This is a genomic window from Nitrosomonas sp. ANs5, assembly GCF_050584665.1.
Taxonomy (GTDB): domain Bacteria; phylum Pseudomonadota; class Gammaproteobacteria; order Burkholderiales; family Nitrosomonadaceae; genus Nitrosomonas.
This window is the reverse complement of sequence record NZ_JBEUDO010000065.1, coordinates 1-14,404: the sequence shown is the minus strand read 5'-3', so window position 1 is coordinate 14,404 and position 14,404 is coordinate 1. Positions and strand designations below refer to the sequence as shown.

The following is a 14,404-nucleotide window of genomic DNA, read 5'->3' as shown; positions in this document are numbered from 1 at the left end:
CGGCTTTCCCACATCCGGCTCCTCGATCAGTCATTCAGCAAGCCTCCGCCCTTCGACATGGATTCAGGTCTATGCGGGATGCGTACGCGCGGCCAGCCAATGCTATTCAAAGCCTGGTTGAACCGGTCCCAGTTGTAGGCCTTGCGCTGGCTCTTGCGGTTGAGCCGTTTGTACAGAATGTGTGCTGCGCGGTAGACAAAGTTACTGCACCGGGTTGCGTTATCCGTGATGGCGTAATAGTTCAGGTGGCCGGCTACCCGCGCACTGGCGCGGCGTAGCATTTCGCCCTTGGTCAGCTTGTGTCGCGCCTTGCTCGCCCATTCGTCGAAGGCCTTCAGGCCCGCGCCGAATTTCTTGCGCGCGGTGCTTCCGTCATATGGCTCAACTGATGACACGCCCTAATAACCCTGAATCCACAGAACCCGCAGAGTCAACCCCCTATATGACGGGTAAGCCGGATTATGCGGCGATTCGAACAAAATAGCCGGGATTAATGTTGGAACGTGAGAAGCTGTTCGGAAACGCTGGATGATTGACCATACAGCAGCATAATGATGTCAGGCTGTTATGGCTTTTTCTAAAAACTATCGACAATATTCCCTGCTATCGGCCTGGTAAGGCGCTCAGCATCAAGGCCAGGTTGATGTTAAGCTGGATTGCCGCGCTTCTGCGGCTCGCAAAAAGGTAGGGTGCGCTTGCGCACCATAAAACTGGCAAGGGATTATTCCGGGCTTCATGCATTTCACAGAACATTGTATGGAAGCCTGTTATTGAATCAGGTAAAGGCAGAGCTCATGCAAACACGCATTATCATCAACGACCCCCCCTATGGCAGCGAACGTCTTTACAATGGATTGCGCCTGGCTCATGCCCTGCTCAGACGTGAATGTGGTGTCACTGTTTTCCTGATGGGTGACGCCGTGGCAGGCGCCAAACGTGGCCAGAAAACACCCGATGGCTTCTACAATATTGAACGCATGATCAAGCGGGTTACGGTCACGGGGCGCGTGCTGCTTGCGGAACTTGCCTGGATGCGCGGGCCATTACGGATGAGGAAATCGTGGCAGGTACCGAGCGCAGCACTATGGATGCCCTGGCCGAGGCAACCGAGCAGGTGCTCGTCTTCTGATCGATACACTTGGCGGAATAGGCCAAGTTGCCTCATGGGCTGTGGAACGATGCCGAAACAAGTATCGATCCGGAAGCTGTATGTCTCACTCATAGCGTAAATCGCTGGCTTTCCCGTGGAAAACGCGATATACGAAGATGCTGTATCCAATGATGGCGGGCAGGGTGATGACAATCCCGACCAGGATGAATAACAGGGAGTCGACACTGGCAGCAGCTTGCCAGATATCCATCTGGCCGATAATAATATCGGGAAACAGGCTGAAGGCCAGTCCCAGCGATGCCAGTATGCATAATGCGACCAGTCCGGCAAACAGCAGCCAGGCGTAGCCATTCGCCAGCAGTTCCGGTCTGCCCAGTATCCAGGCCATGCCAATAAACAATAGCACACAGCCAAGTGGAATCGGCAGCAGACCAATGGCATTGGGCAATGTGAACCAGCGCTCGGCAATGGCATCGCTCACCAGGGGCGTGGCGATCGACACCAGCACCAATGTCAACCCCATTGGTAACAGTGCCAATCGCGCCCAGCGCACCGCTTTGGTAAATAGCGCCCCCTCGGTTTTCATCAACAACCAAGCCGCGCCCAGCAATACATAGAGTGCAGGTAGCGTGACAGCGATCAGCGCTGCAAACAGCAGGCTCAGCCGGGTGGTTTCAAGTCCGGTGATATAGGTGCCCAGCATCCAGCCCTGGGCCAGTGAGGCGAGCAGAGAGCCAATGAAAAAAGCTTTGTTCCACAGTCCTTTCCGGGCATCGCCAGCCTTGACCCGTAAATCGAAGGCGACACCGCGCAGAATCAATCCGAATAGCATCAGTGTCACCGGAATATAGAGCGCGGTCAGGATGATGCCATGTGCTTTGGGGAAGGCGATCAATAATATACCGATGCCAAGCACAAGCCAGGTCTCGTTGGCATCCCAGAAAGGGCCAATGGAAGCGATCATGGTGTCTTTTTCCGTCTCGCTGGCACTGGGCAGCAGCAGGCCAACACCAAGATCGTAGCCGTCTAGAATCACATAGACCAGCAGTGCGAGCCCCATGATGCCCAGGTAGATTACTGGTAACCAGTATTCCATATCAACCTCCTCTCAAATCGGTTTGGGTTGCCGGGGGGTGTGTTGCGGCATCGGCGCCGGCGCGGGCTTGGCGGACAGGTAACGGAGCGCGCCAATGTAGGATATCAATAAAAACAGATACAGCAGTAAATAACCGAATAAGGTGCCGGTCAAGGTGGCGGCGCTGTGATCGGCCACGACTTCGGCAGTGGTCATCAAATCCTGCACGATCCATGGCTGACGGCCGATTTCCGTGACATACCAGCCGGCCAGCACGCCGATCCAGCCGGAGAAGGTCATCCATGAGAGCGACCTGAGCAGCAACTGACTGGGGCGGTGTCCGCCACGTAATGCCCATACGCTCCACCAGGCGATTATCAGCATCAGGATGCCGATGATGACCATGACGCGGAATGCCCAGAAAACTATCGCCACTGGCGGGTGTGTGCCCTCGAATTCATTGAGTCCAAGGATTTCGCCATCCAGCTCATGGGTGAGGATCAGACTGGCGCCCTTGGGGATCTGTACTGCCCAACGCGTCTCGCGGCGCTCTTCATCCGGCCAGCCAAACAACACCAGAGGCGCGCCGCGCTCGGTTTCCCAGACAGCTTCCATGGCAGCAATCTTGGCCGGTTGATGCTGCAGGGTATTGAGTCCGTGCAGATCGCCCACCAGAATCTGAATCGGGGCCAGCAGTGCAGCCATGGCGATGCCGGTTTTCATTGCACGCCAAGTGTCGGGTCCCGCTGCACCCTTGAGTATGCGCCAGGCGCTGATTCCGGCTACCAGGAAGGCGCTGGTCAGCAATGAGGCGATCATCATGTGGGTAAAGCGGTAGGGAAACGAGGGATTGAAAATTATTTCCCACCAGCTTTTCACCATGAATTCGCCTTCTTCGATAGTGTAACCGGTTGGCGTTTGCATCCAGGAATTGAGACTCAGAATCCAGAAAGCCGACAGGGTGGTGCCGAACGCCACCAGGAAGGTGGAAATGAGGTGAAGGCGGTTGGAAACACGATTCTTGCCAAACAGCATGATGCCAAGGAACGATGCTTCGAGAAAAAATGCCGTCAACACTTCGTAGCCCAGCAACGGGCCAGCGATATTACCGGCCCGTTCCATGAAACCGGGCCAGTTGGTGCCGAACTGGAAGCTCATGGTAACGCCAGAGACGATACCCATCGCAAAACTGAGGGCAAAAATCTTGACCCAGAAGTAGTAGGCCTGCTCCCATACCTGGTCGCGGCTCAACGTGTAGCGAATGCGGAAATACATCAGCAACCAAGCCAGTCCCATTGTAATGGCGGGGAAAAGAATATGGAAACTGATGTTGGCAGCGAACTGGATGCGGGCAAGAATAAAGGGGTCAAGCGTCATCGCATGCTCCTTGCATGAAATCTGCCATCGATACGGCCCAGGATTGAGCCTGAGACGGCGGATTGTTCGATCGTCCAACAGAAACACCGAGGGAAAGCAGAAGTTGACAACCTCTCCTTTTTAGAATCTACTGAAAGCTGGAGTGGATGTCAAACATGCCGGCAATCCTTTGAGAATAGGGCCGGTTCGTGAATAAAACTTTAGATATGACAAGACTCAACCCATGTAAACATCACTACTCAGTCATTCGTGTGCATTCGGGGTTGTCACAGCCGGATAGCGGCAATATGACCCGCTTGGTCTCCTTCCATACCGCACTGGATTGCTTCGCTGCGCTCGCAAGACGGTGGTGGTTGGCGAAGACCGGGTGCGCTTTCGCACTGTCAAACCCGGACGATTGTTAGTCAATCGCCATATAGAGAAAAACTACAATTCAAACCACGAATGCACACCAATGGACACTAATAATAAAAACCACCTCGGTTGTGTATCACCCGTAATTGAGCCGGTTGTCACGTCTCCACCCTGCTACATGACAAAACTCAACCTATCAGAACATCACCACTCAATCATTCGTGGTTAATTCAAGCCGTGAATTCCTGCGAATGGTAAGCAACGAGATGGTGGAAGCGGACTGTAGTAGGGTGACCTGCGCCTGGTTCGTGGCTTCTACACGGCATGGCGTCGCAGCCCCCAAAGCGACAGTCCGACTGCGATAAACGATGTGAGGACAACGCTTCCGAGGGTCATCCCCACCAGATTTTCTGCAGCAGCGTTGCCAATGAATCCTGCCGATGCCACCGGTGTGGTCTGGCCGGTTCCGAGTATGGCTCCGATCAGACAACCGAGCCAATTGGCATAGCTGGAATAAAGCCATGACCATTTGAGCCAGAAATGCTGTCTGCCAGACAAATGGAAGTGTTGCCAAATGGCCCCGATGGCGATCAGCAGCACGCCGCCGAGGATGCCGATGGTGTGCGCTGCGAGACCCAGCCGCGGAACTGCCATTGACGACACGAACAAACCGGAAATGAGTGCCAGCAGAATCAGCACAAAGGCGTGTCGAAAAAGACTCAGGTTCATGAATGCCTCCTCGATGAATGAATGCATGGACGGATTATACTGATAGCGAATCCTGCCGGTGTGATCCGGTCAGGGATGCATTCTATCGGGGGTGGGCGTAAGATGTAAGCGGCCCCGTCCATCCTTTTGGTTGCTGGAAGATGGGTCTGGTTTGCGGCCGAACATGGATGGGGCGCGCTGAGATGTGCAAGCCGTGTATTTGTTCCTATCAATTACGTTCAGGAGGAATATCCCATGCCTACCTTGAAATTTTTGATCCTTGCAGGCTTTTTGGGTTTGTGCTTGGCAAGGCCGGATGCGATGCGGGCCGAAGCTGTCGGCACGGGCACCTGGACAGTGGCCGCTCCCGCTCTCATGGAGCGGACAGAGGTTGCCGCAGCGGCGCTTGATGGCAAGATTTATGTGGTCGGCGGCTTTGCCAAACCCAGCTGGCAGAATATTCTGGAGTTTGCTATCAGCAGTGATGTGGAAGTTTATGATCCCGCTACCGACTCATGGTCGATGACGACGTCTCTTCCAGAGGGTAGGCACCATGCGGGGATTGCCGAGCTTGATGGATTCTTGTACGTGATCGGCGGTTTTACCCGTTCCTTCCTGTCTATCTGGCATGCCACGTCAAATGTATACCAATACAATCCTGCCGCCAGGGAATGGCGCGAGTTGGCGCCCATGCCAACGGCGCGCGGCGGGTTGGGAGTGGCCGTATACCAGAACCGCCTGTATGCCATCGGTGGTTATGATGGCAAGCACAATGTTGCCGCGGTGGAAATTTTTGATTCAAAAACCAATACCTGGACATCCGTGAGGCCGATGCCGACGCCAAGAGACCATTTGGCGGTCGTGGCAGCGGGTGACCGTATTTATGCGATTGGCGGCAGGCCCGAGTTGGATTATCACCGGAACATGGGTGTGGTGGAGGCATACGATCCCGAAACCAATCAGTGGCAATCGCGAGCCGGCCTGCCCACTGCCCGGAGCGGTATGGCTGCAAGTGTTATCGGAGAGCGGATTTATGTCGTGGGCGGAGAGTCGGAGGCAGGGACTTTTGCTGCAAATGAAGCCTATCATCCAGCGACAGACCAATGGCAATCGATGGCGCCGATGCCGACGGCGCGGCACGGACTGGGCGCAGCAGTGGTTGATGGGCATCTGTATACAATCAGCGGTGGACCGACGCCCGGTGGATCTTTCAGCCGGGTGAACGAGGTATTCATTCCACCGGTTGAAAATCCTGACACACGTCAGTGAAAGCAAACAAGGACTGGAGGTGGTCATGCTCAATGTACTGGTTCAACCCTATTTGTTTTTTGGTGGACGTTGCGAAGAGGCGCTCGAGTTCTATCGAAGCTCGCTTGGTGCGCAAGTGGATCTGCTTATACGTTACCGGGACAGTCCGGAGCCACTCCCGGCCGGCACGCTTCCGCCAGGCTTTGAAGATAAGGTCATGCATGCCACTTTTCGTATTGGCACCACTACACTGATGGCATCAGACAGCCATGGAGAAAACGAAGGTTTTGCTGGCTTCTCGCTGTCGCTGACCGTGCTGACCGAAGTTGAGGCAGACCGTATTTTTGCCGCCCTCGCTGAGGGTGGGCAAGTGCAGCGGCCGCTGGCCAGGACCTTCTGGTCTCCCCGGTTTGGCATACTCACTGACCGTTTTGGGATCAGCTGGATGATAAATGTAACGGCTGATTTGTCGCAGTAGGATGGATGTGACGGCGGGTGTTGGGCCTGAGCCTGGCGACCTTTCCCGATTGGGTTGTTCATGATCGCATGGCGGGGCCGATGCGGCATGCAACCTGGAAATTTCGGTTCGGTCCGTTCCGTTGAGATTTCCAGGTTGTTTTCAGGCTGCTGGGGTTTTTTGATGCCATCTAAGTACTCCGTTCCGCCAAACCGCTTACATGAAATCGCGCCTTCGCCTGTCATGCGTTGTTGCAAATCCTCGCCATAGCTACGGCTATGACTGCGGTTTGCGCCTAGCCTGGCAGGCGAATCCATCGATTTCATTTGTAAGCTAATTGACGGAACGGAGTACTAGCTGATTTCCGTTGCCTTCTCCGGTGAAGACCAGAGCCTGGATTTGCTCACTATGAACAGCACTATCCATAGGGTGAGAATGAAGGGCGATGCCAGAACCGGAAGGCCCAAGGGTGACAGCAGGCTGGTCAACCCCGTCTGCCACAGCACGGCCAGAATCCCGGCCAGGACCGCCAGCAAGGCGCTTTTGGCGCTGGGTTCAAAAAAAACCCAGCCGACTGCAATCATGGCCAGCACCGGATTGAATCCATAGAGCCCAGCCTCGATAGCGCTTGCATGAACGCCGAGCAATGCGGGCACGATAACCCCGATGAAGGCGCCGCCAATCACCATCAGCGCGCCGCGCAGGGTGGCGATGGCAATGCCGGTGAGAAGCAGGCCGCCGGCAAGTGTATTGTCAGTAAAGATAACCTGACCTATGCCTTTTGCCAGTGTACTGAGCCATGCTTCCAGAGAGAGGGCGCCTATGTTCATGGCGGTTGACTGCATGCTTGCCGCGGGTAACGCTGGGCCAAGTGCGTAGCTGTCGAAGGCGTAGATTGTTACTAGAAATACCCAGCTGACCAGAACAAATGGCGAAGTTGCAGCGGGCATGTTGAAGAACCGGAGCATTCTGGTCAGAGCTGCCCACATGAGGCTCGACAGCATGGATGCCAATACGATGTAGAGCCACAGCTGGGGGGTGTGTTCAAGAAATATTGAGAGGCAGGCGCCTGCCAGCACACCGTTGAAGCCATATAGGCCTGCGTCGATATCGTCTTGGCAGAATCTGCAGGCATAGGCAGTCATGGTGCTGCTGATCAAGCCAACGGTTGCAGCCAGTCCTGTGACCGTTCCGCCAGCATAGAGTGCCGCCAGCACGATCAGCCCTGTGACGGCATTGTTGCAGAAAACGACCTGCCCGGCGCCCTTCAGCAAAACGCGTAAGGGTGCGGGCATCATCTTGTCTAAATTCAGTGACCAGTTCAAGGTGGTGTTCCTCTTTTAAATTGGGTGCATCTTTGTTGCCTGGTTATGGGCGCAAGGGGCGCTGCGCAGTATATCCTCGGCAGTCAGCCGTCCGATGTGGGCGACTGCGCCATCGCCGGTCACCATCGCAGTCACGATGGTGCCGTCGATCAGTAGGCTCAATTTCTCCGTGACCAATTCAGGATCCTGCACACCACTTTGCGCAACCATTGCTTGCAGCCTGGCGTTGATTTTTTCCCTGTGCCGGTTGGCAATCTCCTGGATCCAGCTGTTGCCCTTGTCGTGCTCGGCGACCGCATTGATGAACACGCAGCCGTAAAAATCCTTGCTTGTGAACCAGTTTTGCATCAGATCGAACAAGGCCAGGATGCGCGCGACGGGAGAGCATTGCATTTGCGGCAGATCCCAATCGAACCAGCGAAACCAGATACTTGCTTCGGCCTCGAATACTGCTTTGAGTAAGTTTTCTTTCGAGCCAAAATGCAGATACAGCGTGCGGCGGGATACGCCCGACTCTTCGATGATTCTGGCGATGCCCGTGGCATGTATGCCTTCCTTGCAAAACAGGCGGCAGGCCGTCTGCAGCAATTTTCTTTTATTGGTTTCTTTCCGTGAATGATGTCTGGGTCGTGCCTGCGTGCCGGTGTCTAACATAGCAATGATCGGTGGGTGCTTCGCCCTCAGGGCGGCAGCGTAGTTTGATTGAAAATTTCCATTATCGTCCTGTCGCCAATTGTTGTTTGATTTTTTTTGCGATTCTGCCAGCCTCGAGACGAATTTCCCGCAGCAGACCGCTTAATGGATTCACTTGCCCGATGAAGTAGAGGCGGGGGGCGTCCTTGAATTCCTGGTCGCCCGAAATGACCGATCTGTCACTCTCGTCGGTGATGCCTGGCACTTGAACCAGTTTGGAGATCCCGGTGCGGAAACCTGTGCCCGCGATGATGACATCGGGCTCCAGCGTGGTGAGTGAATTGGCGCTGTCGGGGTCGGTTGTCAGCGTGTGCAGGACATGTACGGTTCGCCCGGTGATTTTCTGAACCGGGCCGACGATTCTGATTCGGCCGGCCCGGACATCGTCCACGAAAGGACGATAGAGAATGGGTACGACATTGTTGATGGCGTATTGTTTGGAGAGTGGCAGGGTTGGGTAGGGAAGGCCATGCGCGCTCAGATCGCCGATCATGCTGCGCTGCAGGAAACTCAATATACGATCCATTACAGCGCTGGGCCAGTAGCGTGTCCAGACACCAATACCGATCAGTGGAATGCCAAAAATGCTTTTGGGCAGAATATGCGGAGGCGTTCTACCCGATACGGTGACTTGGCTGGCGTGCTCAGTAAGCCTGCTGGCAATTTCGGCGGCGGAATTGCCAGTACCTATGATCAGCACATGTTTGCCGGCGAAGTCTTGAGCGTTCTTGAATTTCGAGGAGTGAATGATCTCACCGGGGAAAGTTTCCATGCCTTCCCATTTGGGTATGACTGGAATGCGGCACCCGCCAATGGCCATGACCACGGCGCGTGATTCAAAGCGTTTACCATCGCTGCTGGTGATGACCCACAGGTCGCGGTCGGGATCGTAATTGACCTGTTGGATATCGATGTTCGTTTGTACTGTAAAACCTCCCCGTTCGGGGAAGGTCTCCAGCAGGCGCACCACTTCCTCGCGCGAAGGCCAGGCGCCGGCGGAGAGAGGAAATTTACTGCCTGACAAGGCCGAAAAATAACGGCCGGAATTCAGGCGTACGCCATCATAGTGATTGCGCCAGACGTCCCCCACCGCAGTGGTGCGTTCCAGCACCAGCGGTTCCAGGCCCTCTCTGGTCAGCTCATAGGCGGCCGACAATCCTGCCGGGCCTGCGCCGACCACTACCACATCGTGAATATCATTATTTTCCATAGTTTACCTTGTTGGGTATATAGCCATCCAGACTCAAACATGCGCGTTATGTGATCGGTATAAATGGCGGCTGGTTTTTGGACCGGCTGCCATAAACCCCGATGCGCGGATTGAGCGTTCAGGAAGCGTGTGTTGCGGTTGTTTCGGTGTGGTGGACGATCTCGACATTGATCGGTACCGGCCGCATGATTGTGTCCGGGATGGGCGCGGTTGGAAAGACTTTCTCCATGAGCGCAGTGACTTTTTCTGCCGGGGCGTCGGTCTGGATATCGACAACGATTTTGATGTTTTCGTAACCAGGCGTGCCTGCCTCCAGACCAAAAGCTGTCCGGAAATTGACTCGGCCCGAAACGTTCATGCGCAGGGATTCCACATGGATGTGGGCGGCTGACAATGCGGCGATATAAGTATTGACCAGGCAAGCCCCCACAGCTGCCAGCAGCAAATCTTCCGGCGTGGCGCCCATTTCTTCCCCGCCATAGCGTTTGGGTTCATCAGAAATCACCACCTGGCCATCGGTGGTATGCGTGGTGCTGTGATAGCCGCTGTCCCACACAACTGTTGCCCGGTATCCAGGGTTGGCGATATCGCCTTTATCATCTGCTTTGATCGAATCGAGCGCTGCCCGCATCCGGTTCAGGTCGAGTCCATTCACGATAATGTCGGTGTTTGAATGCGTCATAGCTAAATCTCCATGATGAGTGCAGGTGGTGGAAATCACCCCCTTCTGCCTGTCTGCTAACAATGTTTGACTGATGATCATTCTAGCGCACCGATCGCAAAAAGTATACCGATCGTTCTCTTTTTGGAATTTTCTTTTAAAACAGATGGGTAGTCGAGAAAATTGAGCGTCTCTGATAGTGAAGTCTGTCAACCAGCGGCAGCAGTCAGTTGCCAACTCGTGCTGTTGCCACCAGCGCCTGACTGTTGCCGGATGTCAGAGTGGACTGGTTTTTCAGGCTTGCATTGATCTGTTGCTTTGGGATTGTTGCTGGTTTGCGGGTGATGTGGATAGGGCAATAAGTTGAACTTGCTAAAGTATGATCACCATCAGTGTATGTAAAAAGCATATATATGACAAATGCAAGTATAATAATAGAATCAAAGAATTTTATGACGTTCTCGTATTGAAGAAAGCGGTTCTGGATGACTTTGGTCAGCTTCATTTTGTTGTGAGCTGCCGTGACCGGTGTGGCATGAGTCGCAGCGCATGCCCGTTCGTACAATATTTTTATTGTTTGCTCTGAAATAAGGTTGTCGTCGTTGAGTATTTGTTAACAATCAAACCAGAGGAGAATTAAAAATGAATCGTTATGCTTGCTTGAAGATAGGATTTGCATCCTTGCTGTTTATCACGGCGGCCTATGGAATGCCGGCTTTTGCGGCCAAGGATGTCATTTATCCGTCGGAGGCAAGTGCCATGATCAATGATGCATCGGTTACGGTCGGGAATGACTTTACTGCCGGGGCTAATGGTCATACGGCGCTTGATAATGCTTTGTATGCAGGCGACGCAGTTAAAGTGACAGTCACCTGGAAGATTCAGGACAACAGCGGGCCCGGCACTGACACAAGCTATCCAATAGAAGTAAGAAGCGTTGGCTTCTCCGTTTTGCCTGCAGAGACCAATCCTGTCCCGTTGGCGGCAACGTTGACGAGTGCTTGGTGTACTGGCATTACATCGAGCACGAGTACTTGCACAGCGGAAATCAATTTCTATGCGCCAGCAGCTATTGGAGGTTATGTGGTAGAGATTGAGGCTGCCGATTCGGTAACCGGATCCGGCTCCAATACCGCGCTTAATGGACGTACCCATGTAATCAGCTTCTCGGTCGAATTGCTCGATGAGACAGTGCAGCCAAAGGAGACTAAGCTGACGGTCGATCCCAAATGTGTTCTCTTCAATGGTGACGTTAATCTAACGGCGACGCTTGAAGAATTGGCCGGTGGTGCCAAGATTGAAAATGCTGACATCAGCTATGAAATTGACAGCATCTTGGCTGGATCTGCTGTGACAGGTGCAAATGGGATTGCGAGCCTGCCGTATAACGTGACTGGACTCGGTGCTGGTGATCATATACTTTATGCTGAATTCAGCGGCAGCTATGAATACCTGAAATCCAATGATACCAACACTCTGGGGATCAGTTATCTGTTCATGGGCTTTGGACAACCGATCAATGGCGATGGTAGCAGCATCTTCAGCGGTCGTGTCGTACCGATAAAAATCAAACTGGTCGATGCTTTTGGCTTGCCGGTTACTGATGCCGAGCCGACAGTATGGCTGGCTCCGTACGATACGATCGAGGGCGTAGGGGAGGAGCTTAAGCAGGTATCATCCGTCGCTGCCTCTGATACTGATAATGTGATGCGTTACGTGCCCGAGGACAGGCAATATGTCTATAACTGGGATACCAAAGACCTCGAAAACGGTACCTATGCAGTCGTGGTAGAGCTTGGCGACAGTCCGACCTGCCGCACCGAGAATCCTTACGCAATCATAACAGTCGCCAAGAAGGGTGGCAGAAAGTAAAGTCAAGTCGTGCTGAGGCATGCATTGGATTAAACAGCCACTGGCTTTGGTTGGTGGTTGTTTAATCGGCATCAGAAGCAAAAATTTTATAGAAGCACGGGGATTATCGCCATTATATGCTACAGTTATTTCTGCAGCGTATGAAGAACTGCAGCATTCCGTTTAAAGCAGCACCGGTTTTCATGGTGTTTTTGTCAGTCAGATATTTTTGTTATCTTTATCTATAGGAGGAACAACAATGAAAAAGGTACTATTCGCTCTTGTTTTTTGGGGATTCATGTTTGCATCGCCTGCATGGGTGGTGGCGGGGGAGCACCATTCAGCAGGTAGCCAAACGCAGGCAATCGGGCCCTACTACATAGAACTGATCGCTAAGGATGGCCAATTGGAACTGCGTGTCGAGGATCTCAATCGAAGCCCAGTGATAACCAGGGGGGGTTCGGCTAAGGCGAATGTAATTGACAAAGATGGCAATCGCGTTACGGTCAGATTCAAACCGGTTTTCGGTAATATCATGAGAGGGTCTGGTGATTTCAAGATCACTCCCGATACCAATGTTTCCGTATTCCTTGCTATGGATCACAGAGGTACGCATGTCGCACGTTTTTCTTCGCTGGTTGAAGCAGCGCCTGCCGAAGCGGCCAGCAGTGATGAGCATGAGCATGCTACTAATGAGCAGGTGCATGAAGACAACGGTGATGGTGATGAAGATGAACAACACCACGATGAGGACGCTTCCGACTATGAGTCTTCCTACTAAGATTCAAGCTGGATAGCAACCGATTCCGCCAATTGGGCATCATGGAAGCGAAGCCCAATTGGCGGAGGGTGGAAGCATTTCAAAAATAGTGTTGGTCCCTGCCTACCTCTCCTGTGCACTCTGAAATGCCGGATCGATCATTCGGCTGTCTCTAACCGATTCATATCAATCGCCAACCCGCCTTCCTCTCTCGTTGGCATCGCTGCAAGATCGTTATGCCGTTAAACTGTTCTCGGCAGACGATTTCTGAATGACCTGCCGAAAATTTTCCTGTCAAAGTAATTTTCCTCCGGAAATTATCAGATCCTCTGCGGTTTGTGATGACTGTGACCGGGCTGATAAATGCGTCTGCAGAAACTGAATGATTATCTTTTGTGTGCTTTCGTCATTCCTGAGATTGGCATGATAGTGTGGTGGATTTGCCTGCTGCGGTACGAGAAACTGCTTGCTGCCCCGGTATTTGCTGAACAGACTCAAAGCTTGCCTATAGGGCGTTACCCTGTCGTCAGGGTGATGCACGAAAATGATCGGGATATCGCTATAGGTATTAATGCAATGGGTGACATCAAACGCGTTGGGCGAGGTTGCGCTGACAATGAGGGCGGTGGGTAACAGGATCGGAAACAGCGGCCATAAATACCAGGCCTGTTTGAGTTTCGTGTACGCAATTGACTTCGGGTCGAATGCACCTTCCACTATGATCGCAGCTAGTTTCCCTGTCCTGAGCGGCAGACACAATCCTGCAGCGCTGCTGATGGAATGGCCTGAATAAGCAATGCGTTCGTCTGGGTATCTGGACTTCAAATCAGAATGAAAGGCTGCAACATCCCCAACGAGTGAATACAAATCCGCGCGCCCCTCGTTATCGTCGTATCCCTGAAAGCTAATGACCAATACCCGGAAGCCATGACCAAGCAAGAATCTGTAATATTCCAGGGTATGATGCCGTGACATCGCATTTCCACCTGACACAATGACCGTGCCAATATCTCCTTCAGACTCAAATAAAAGCCCCCGCAGTTTATGCCCTGAATCATTACTAACCGTGATTGCTTGCAGACGATACCCGTTGGGCGCTGGAGGTGGCTGATAAAAAGCATCCATGCTTCGCGCCAGTTCGGGGTAAAGCATCAATCTGGAAGCGCAGCCAGTAAGCAACGCAACAAGTACGGTGATGAGCAGGGCAATGCAGCACTTGCGGGCCGACCGCTTGCTGATACTTTGCTGAATCAATGCGATTAACATGGTTCCCGGATATGGAGCGCTAAAGTTTGTTGCCGTGATATTACGTCCATAATAACCTGCAATTATGGAGCTACCCGATGCAATCGAATAGATGCTGATTAAGCAGCATGCATGGTTTTATCCATATGGAATGCTGGCTGAGTGTCTCGCGTTCATGGCGAGTGTGGCAAACGAACTTGGGCTGTGCGTGTAATTGTTGGCAAACTCTGCAGGATCGCTATGGCGCTGCGCGCCTCGCGAAAACATAGCGTGGGGCTGTGAGTCAGCAGCAAAATAGATTTCTTTTGCAATAAAAAGCCAGGGATGAG

The 14,404-nt window shown here is 53.1% G+C and carries 15 protein-coding genes; 5 read left to right on the top strand and 10 right to left on the bottom strand.

Annotated features, from left to right (window positions below):
• Positions 1-26 precede the first annotated feature (26 nt).
• Positions 27-395, bottom strand: a complete 369-nt coding sequence (locus ABTW62_RS12270; protein ID WP_430904869.1) for a hypothetical protein — start codon at positions 393-395, stop codon at positions 27-29.
• Between the two features lie 399 nt (positions 396-794).
• Here ABTW62_RS12270 and ABTW62_RS12265 point away from each other — a divergent pair, with 399 nt between their 5' ends.
• Positions 795-1,229: a DsrE/DsrF/TusD sulfur relay family protein gene (locus ABTW62_RS12265; RefSeq protein WP_430904868.1), complete on the top strand. Its 435-nt coding sequence runs from the start codon at positions 795-797 to the stop codon at positions 1,227-1,229.
• On the opposite strand, the gene ABTW62_RS12260 is transcribed toward ABTW62_RS12265, so the two are convergent.
• The 3 genes from ABTW62_RS12260 to ABTW62_RS12250 all read right to left on the bottom strand — a co-directional run bounded on the left by ABTW62_RS12260 (position 1,215) and on the right by ABTW62_RS12250 (position 4,646).
• On the bottom strand, positions 1,215-2,207 hold the full coding sequence (locus ABTW62_RS12260; protein WP_430904867.1) for a cytochrome d ubiquinol oxidase subunit II: 993 nt from the start codon (positions 2,205-2,207) through the stop codon (positions 1,215-1,217). The genes ABTW62_RS12265 and ABTW62_RS12260 overlap by 15 nt on opposite strands.
• A gap of 12 nt (positions 2,208-2,219) precedes the next feature.
• Positions 2,220-3,563: a cytochrome ubiquinol oxidase subunit I gene (locus ABTW62_RS12255; RefSeq protein WP_430904866.1), complete on the bottom strand. Its 1,344-nt coding sequence runs from the start codon at positions 3,561-3,563 to the stop codon at positions 2,220-2,222.
• A 669-nt stretch (positions 3,564-4,232) separates the two neighbouring features.
• The gene (locus tag ABTW62_RS12250; protein ID WP_430904865.1) at positions 4,233-4,646 is read right to left on the bottom strand and encodes a hypothetical protein; all 414 of its coding nucleotides are present in this window, start codon (positions 4,644-4,646) and stop codon (positions 4,233-4,235) included.
• 234 nt (positions 4,647-4,880) lie between these two features.
• On the opposite strand from ABTW62_RS12250, the gene ABTW62_RS12245 reads away from it, so the two are divergent.
• Both ABTW62_RS12245 and ABTW62_RS12240 read left to right on the top strand, forming a co-directional pair.
• Entirely contained in the window at positions 4,881-5,894 is a 1,014-nt protein-coding gene (locus ABTW62_RS12245; RefSeq protein ID WP_430904864.1) for a Kelch repeat-containing protein, read from the top strand.
• A gap of 25 nt (positions 5,895-5,919) precedes the next feature.
• The gene (locus tag ABTW62_RS12240) at positions 5,920-6,351 is read left to right on the top strand and encodes a VOC family protein (protein WP_430904863.1); all 432 of its coding nucleotides are present in this window, start codon (positions 5,920-5,922) and stop codon (positions 6,349-6,351) included.
• Between the two features lie 332 nt (positions 6,352-6,683).
• Here the strand turns inward: ABTW62_RS12240 and yut are convergent, their stop codons facing one another.
• From yut to ABTW62_RS12215, 5 genes are all read right to left on the bottom strand, one after another.
• Positions 6,684-7,655 (bottom strand): urea transporter, encoded by a 972-nt coding sequence (gene yut / locus ABTW62_RS12235; protein ID WP_430904862.1) that lies wholly within the window; start codon positions 7,653-7,655, stop codon positions 6,684-6,686.
• Positions 7,656-7,670: 15 nt separating this feature from the next.
• Complete coding sequence (locus ABTW62_RS12230; protein ID WP_430904861.1) at positions 7,671-8,309, bottom strand: TetR/AcrR family transcriptional regulator; 639 nt, start codon at positions 8,307-8,309, stop codon at positions 7,671-7,673.
• A gap of 61 nt (positions 8,310-8,370) precedes the next feature.
• Positions 8,371-9,558 carry a flavin-containing monooxygenase gene (locus ABTW62_RS12225; protein WP_430904860.1) on the bottom strand — a complete coding sequence of 396 codons (1,188 nt, stop codon included), beginning with the start codon at positions 9,556-9,558 and terminating at the stop codon, positions 8,371-8,373.
• A gap of 118 nt (positions 9,559-9,676) precedes the next feature.
• Positions 9,677-10,240, bottom strand: coding sequence for an OsmC family protein (locus ABTW62_RS12220; RefSeq protein WP_430904859.1), 564 nt, complete (start codon positions 10,238-10,240; stop codon positions 9,677-9,679).
• Between the two features lie 205 nt (positions 10,241-10,445).
• Positions 10,446-10,724, bottom strand: a complete 279-nt coding sequence (locus tag ABTW62_RS12215; RefSeq protein ID WP_430904858.1) for a hypothetical protein — start codon at positions 10,722-10,724, stop codon at positions 10,446-10,448.
• Positions 10,725-10,978: 254 nt separating this feature from the next.
• Between ABTW62_RS12215 and ABTW62_RS12210 the strand changes: the two genes are divergently transcribed.
• Complete coding sequence (locus tag ABTW62_RS12210; RefSeq protein WP_430904857.1) at positions 10,979-12,091, top strand: PxKF domain-containing protein; 1,113 nt, start codon at positions 10,979-10,981, stop codon at positions 12,089-12,091.
• Positions 12,092-12,329: 238 nt separating this feature from the next.
• A complete protein-coding gene (locus ABTW62_RS12205; protein ID WP_430904856.1) occupies positions 12,330-12,851 on the top strand; it encodes a hypothetical protein in 522 nt (173 codons plus the stop codon).
• A gap of 273 nt (positions 12,852-13,124) precedes the next feature.
• Here ABTW62_RS12205 and ABTW62_RS12200 read toward each other — a convergent pair whose 3' ends face one another.
• Entirely contained in the window at positions 13,125-14,096 is a 972-nt protein-coding gene (locus ABTW62_RS12200) for an alpha/beta hydrolase (RefSeq protein ID WP_430904855.1), read from the bottom strand.
• Positions 14,097-14,404: the final 308 nt, after the last annotated feature.

Coding starts and splice junctions, on each gene's coding strand:
- ABTW62_RS12265 (WP_430904868.1), top strand. CDS start 795: ATGCAAACACGCATTATCATCAACGACCCCCCCTATGGCAGCGAACGT.
- ABTW62_RS12260 (WP_430904867.1), bottom strand. CDS start 2,207: ATGGAATACTGGTTACCAGTAATCTACCTGGGCATCATGGGGCTCGCA.
- ABTW62_RS12255 (WP_430904866.1), bottom strand. CDS start 3,563: ATGACGCTTGACCCCTTTATTCTTGCCCGCATCCAGTTCGCTGCCAAC.
- ABTW62_RS12250 (WP_430904865.1), bottom strand. CDS start 4,646: ATGAACCTGAGTCTTTTTCGACACGCCTTTGTGCTGATTCTGCTGGCA.
- ABTW62_RS12245 (WP_430904864.1), top strand. CDS start 4,881: ATGCCTACCTTGAAATTTTTGATCCTTGCAGGCTTTTTGGGTTTGTGC.
- ABTW62_RS12240 (WP_430904863.1), top strand. CDS start 5,920: ATGCTCAATGTACTGGTTCAACCCTATTTGTTTTTTGGTGGACGTTGC.
- ABTW62_RS12230 (WP_430904861.1), bottom strand. CDS start 8,309: ATGTTAGACACCGGCACGCAGGCACGACCCAGACATCATTCACGGAAA.
- ABTW62_RS12225 (WP_430904860.1), bottom strand. CDS start 9,558: ATGGAAAATAATGATATTCACGATGTGGTAGTGGTCGGCGCAGGCCCG.
- ABTW62_RS12220 (WP_430904859.1), bottom strand. CDS start 10,240: ATGACGCATTCAAACACCGACATTATCGTGAATGGACTCGACCTGAAC.
- ABTW62_RS12215 (WP_430904858.1), bottom strand. CDS start 10,724: ATGAAGCTGACCAAAGTCATCCAGAACCGCTTTCTTCAATACGAGAAC.
- ABTW62_RS12210 (WP_430904857.1), top strand. CDS start 10,979: ATGATCAATGATGCATCGGTTACGGTCGGGAATGACTTTACTGCCGGG.
- ABTW62_RS12205 (WP_430904856.1), top strand. CDS start 12,330: ATGAAAAAGGTACTATTCGCTCTTGTTTTTTGGGGATTCATGTTTGCA.
- ABTW62_RS12200 (WP_430904855.1), bottom strand. CDS start 14,096: ATGTTAATCGCATTGATTCAGCAAAGTATCAGCAAGCGGTCGGCCCGC.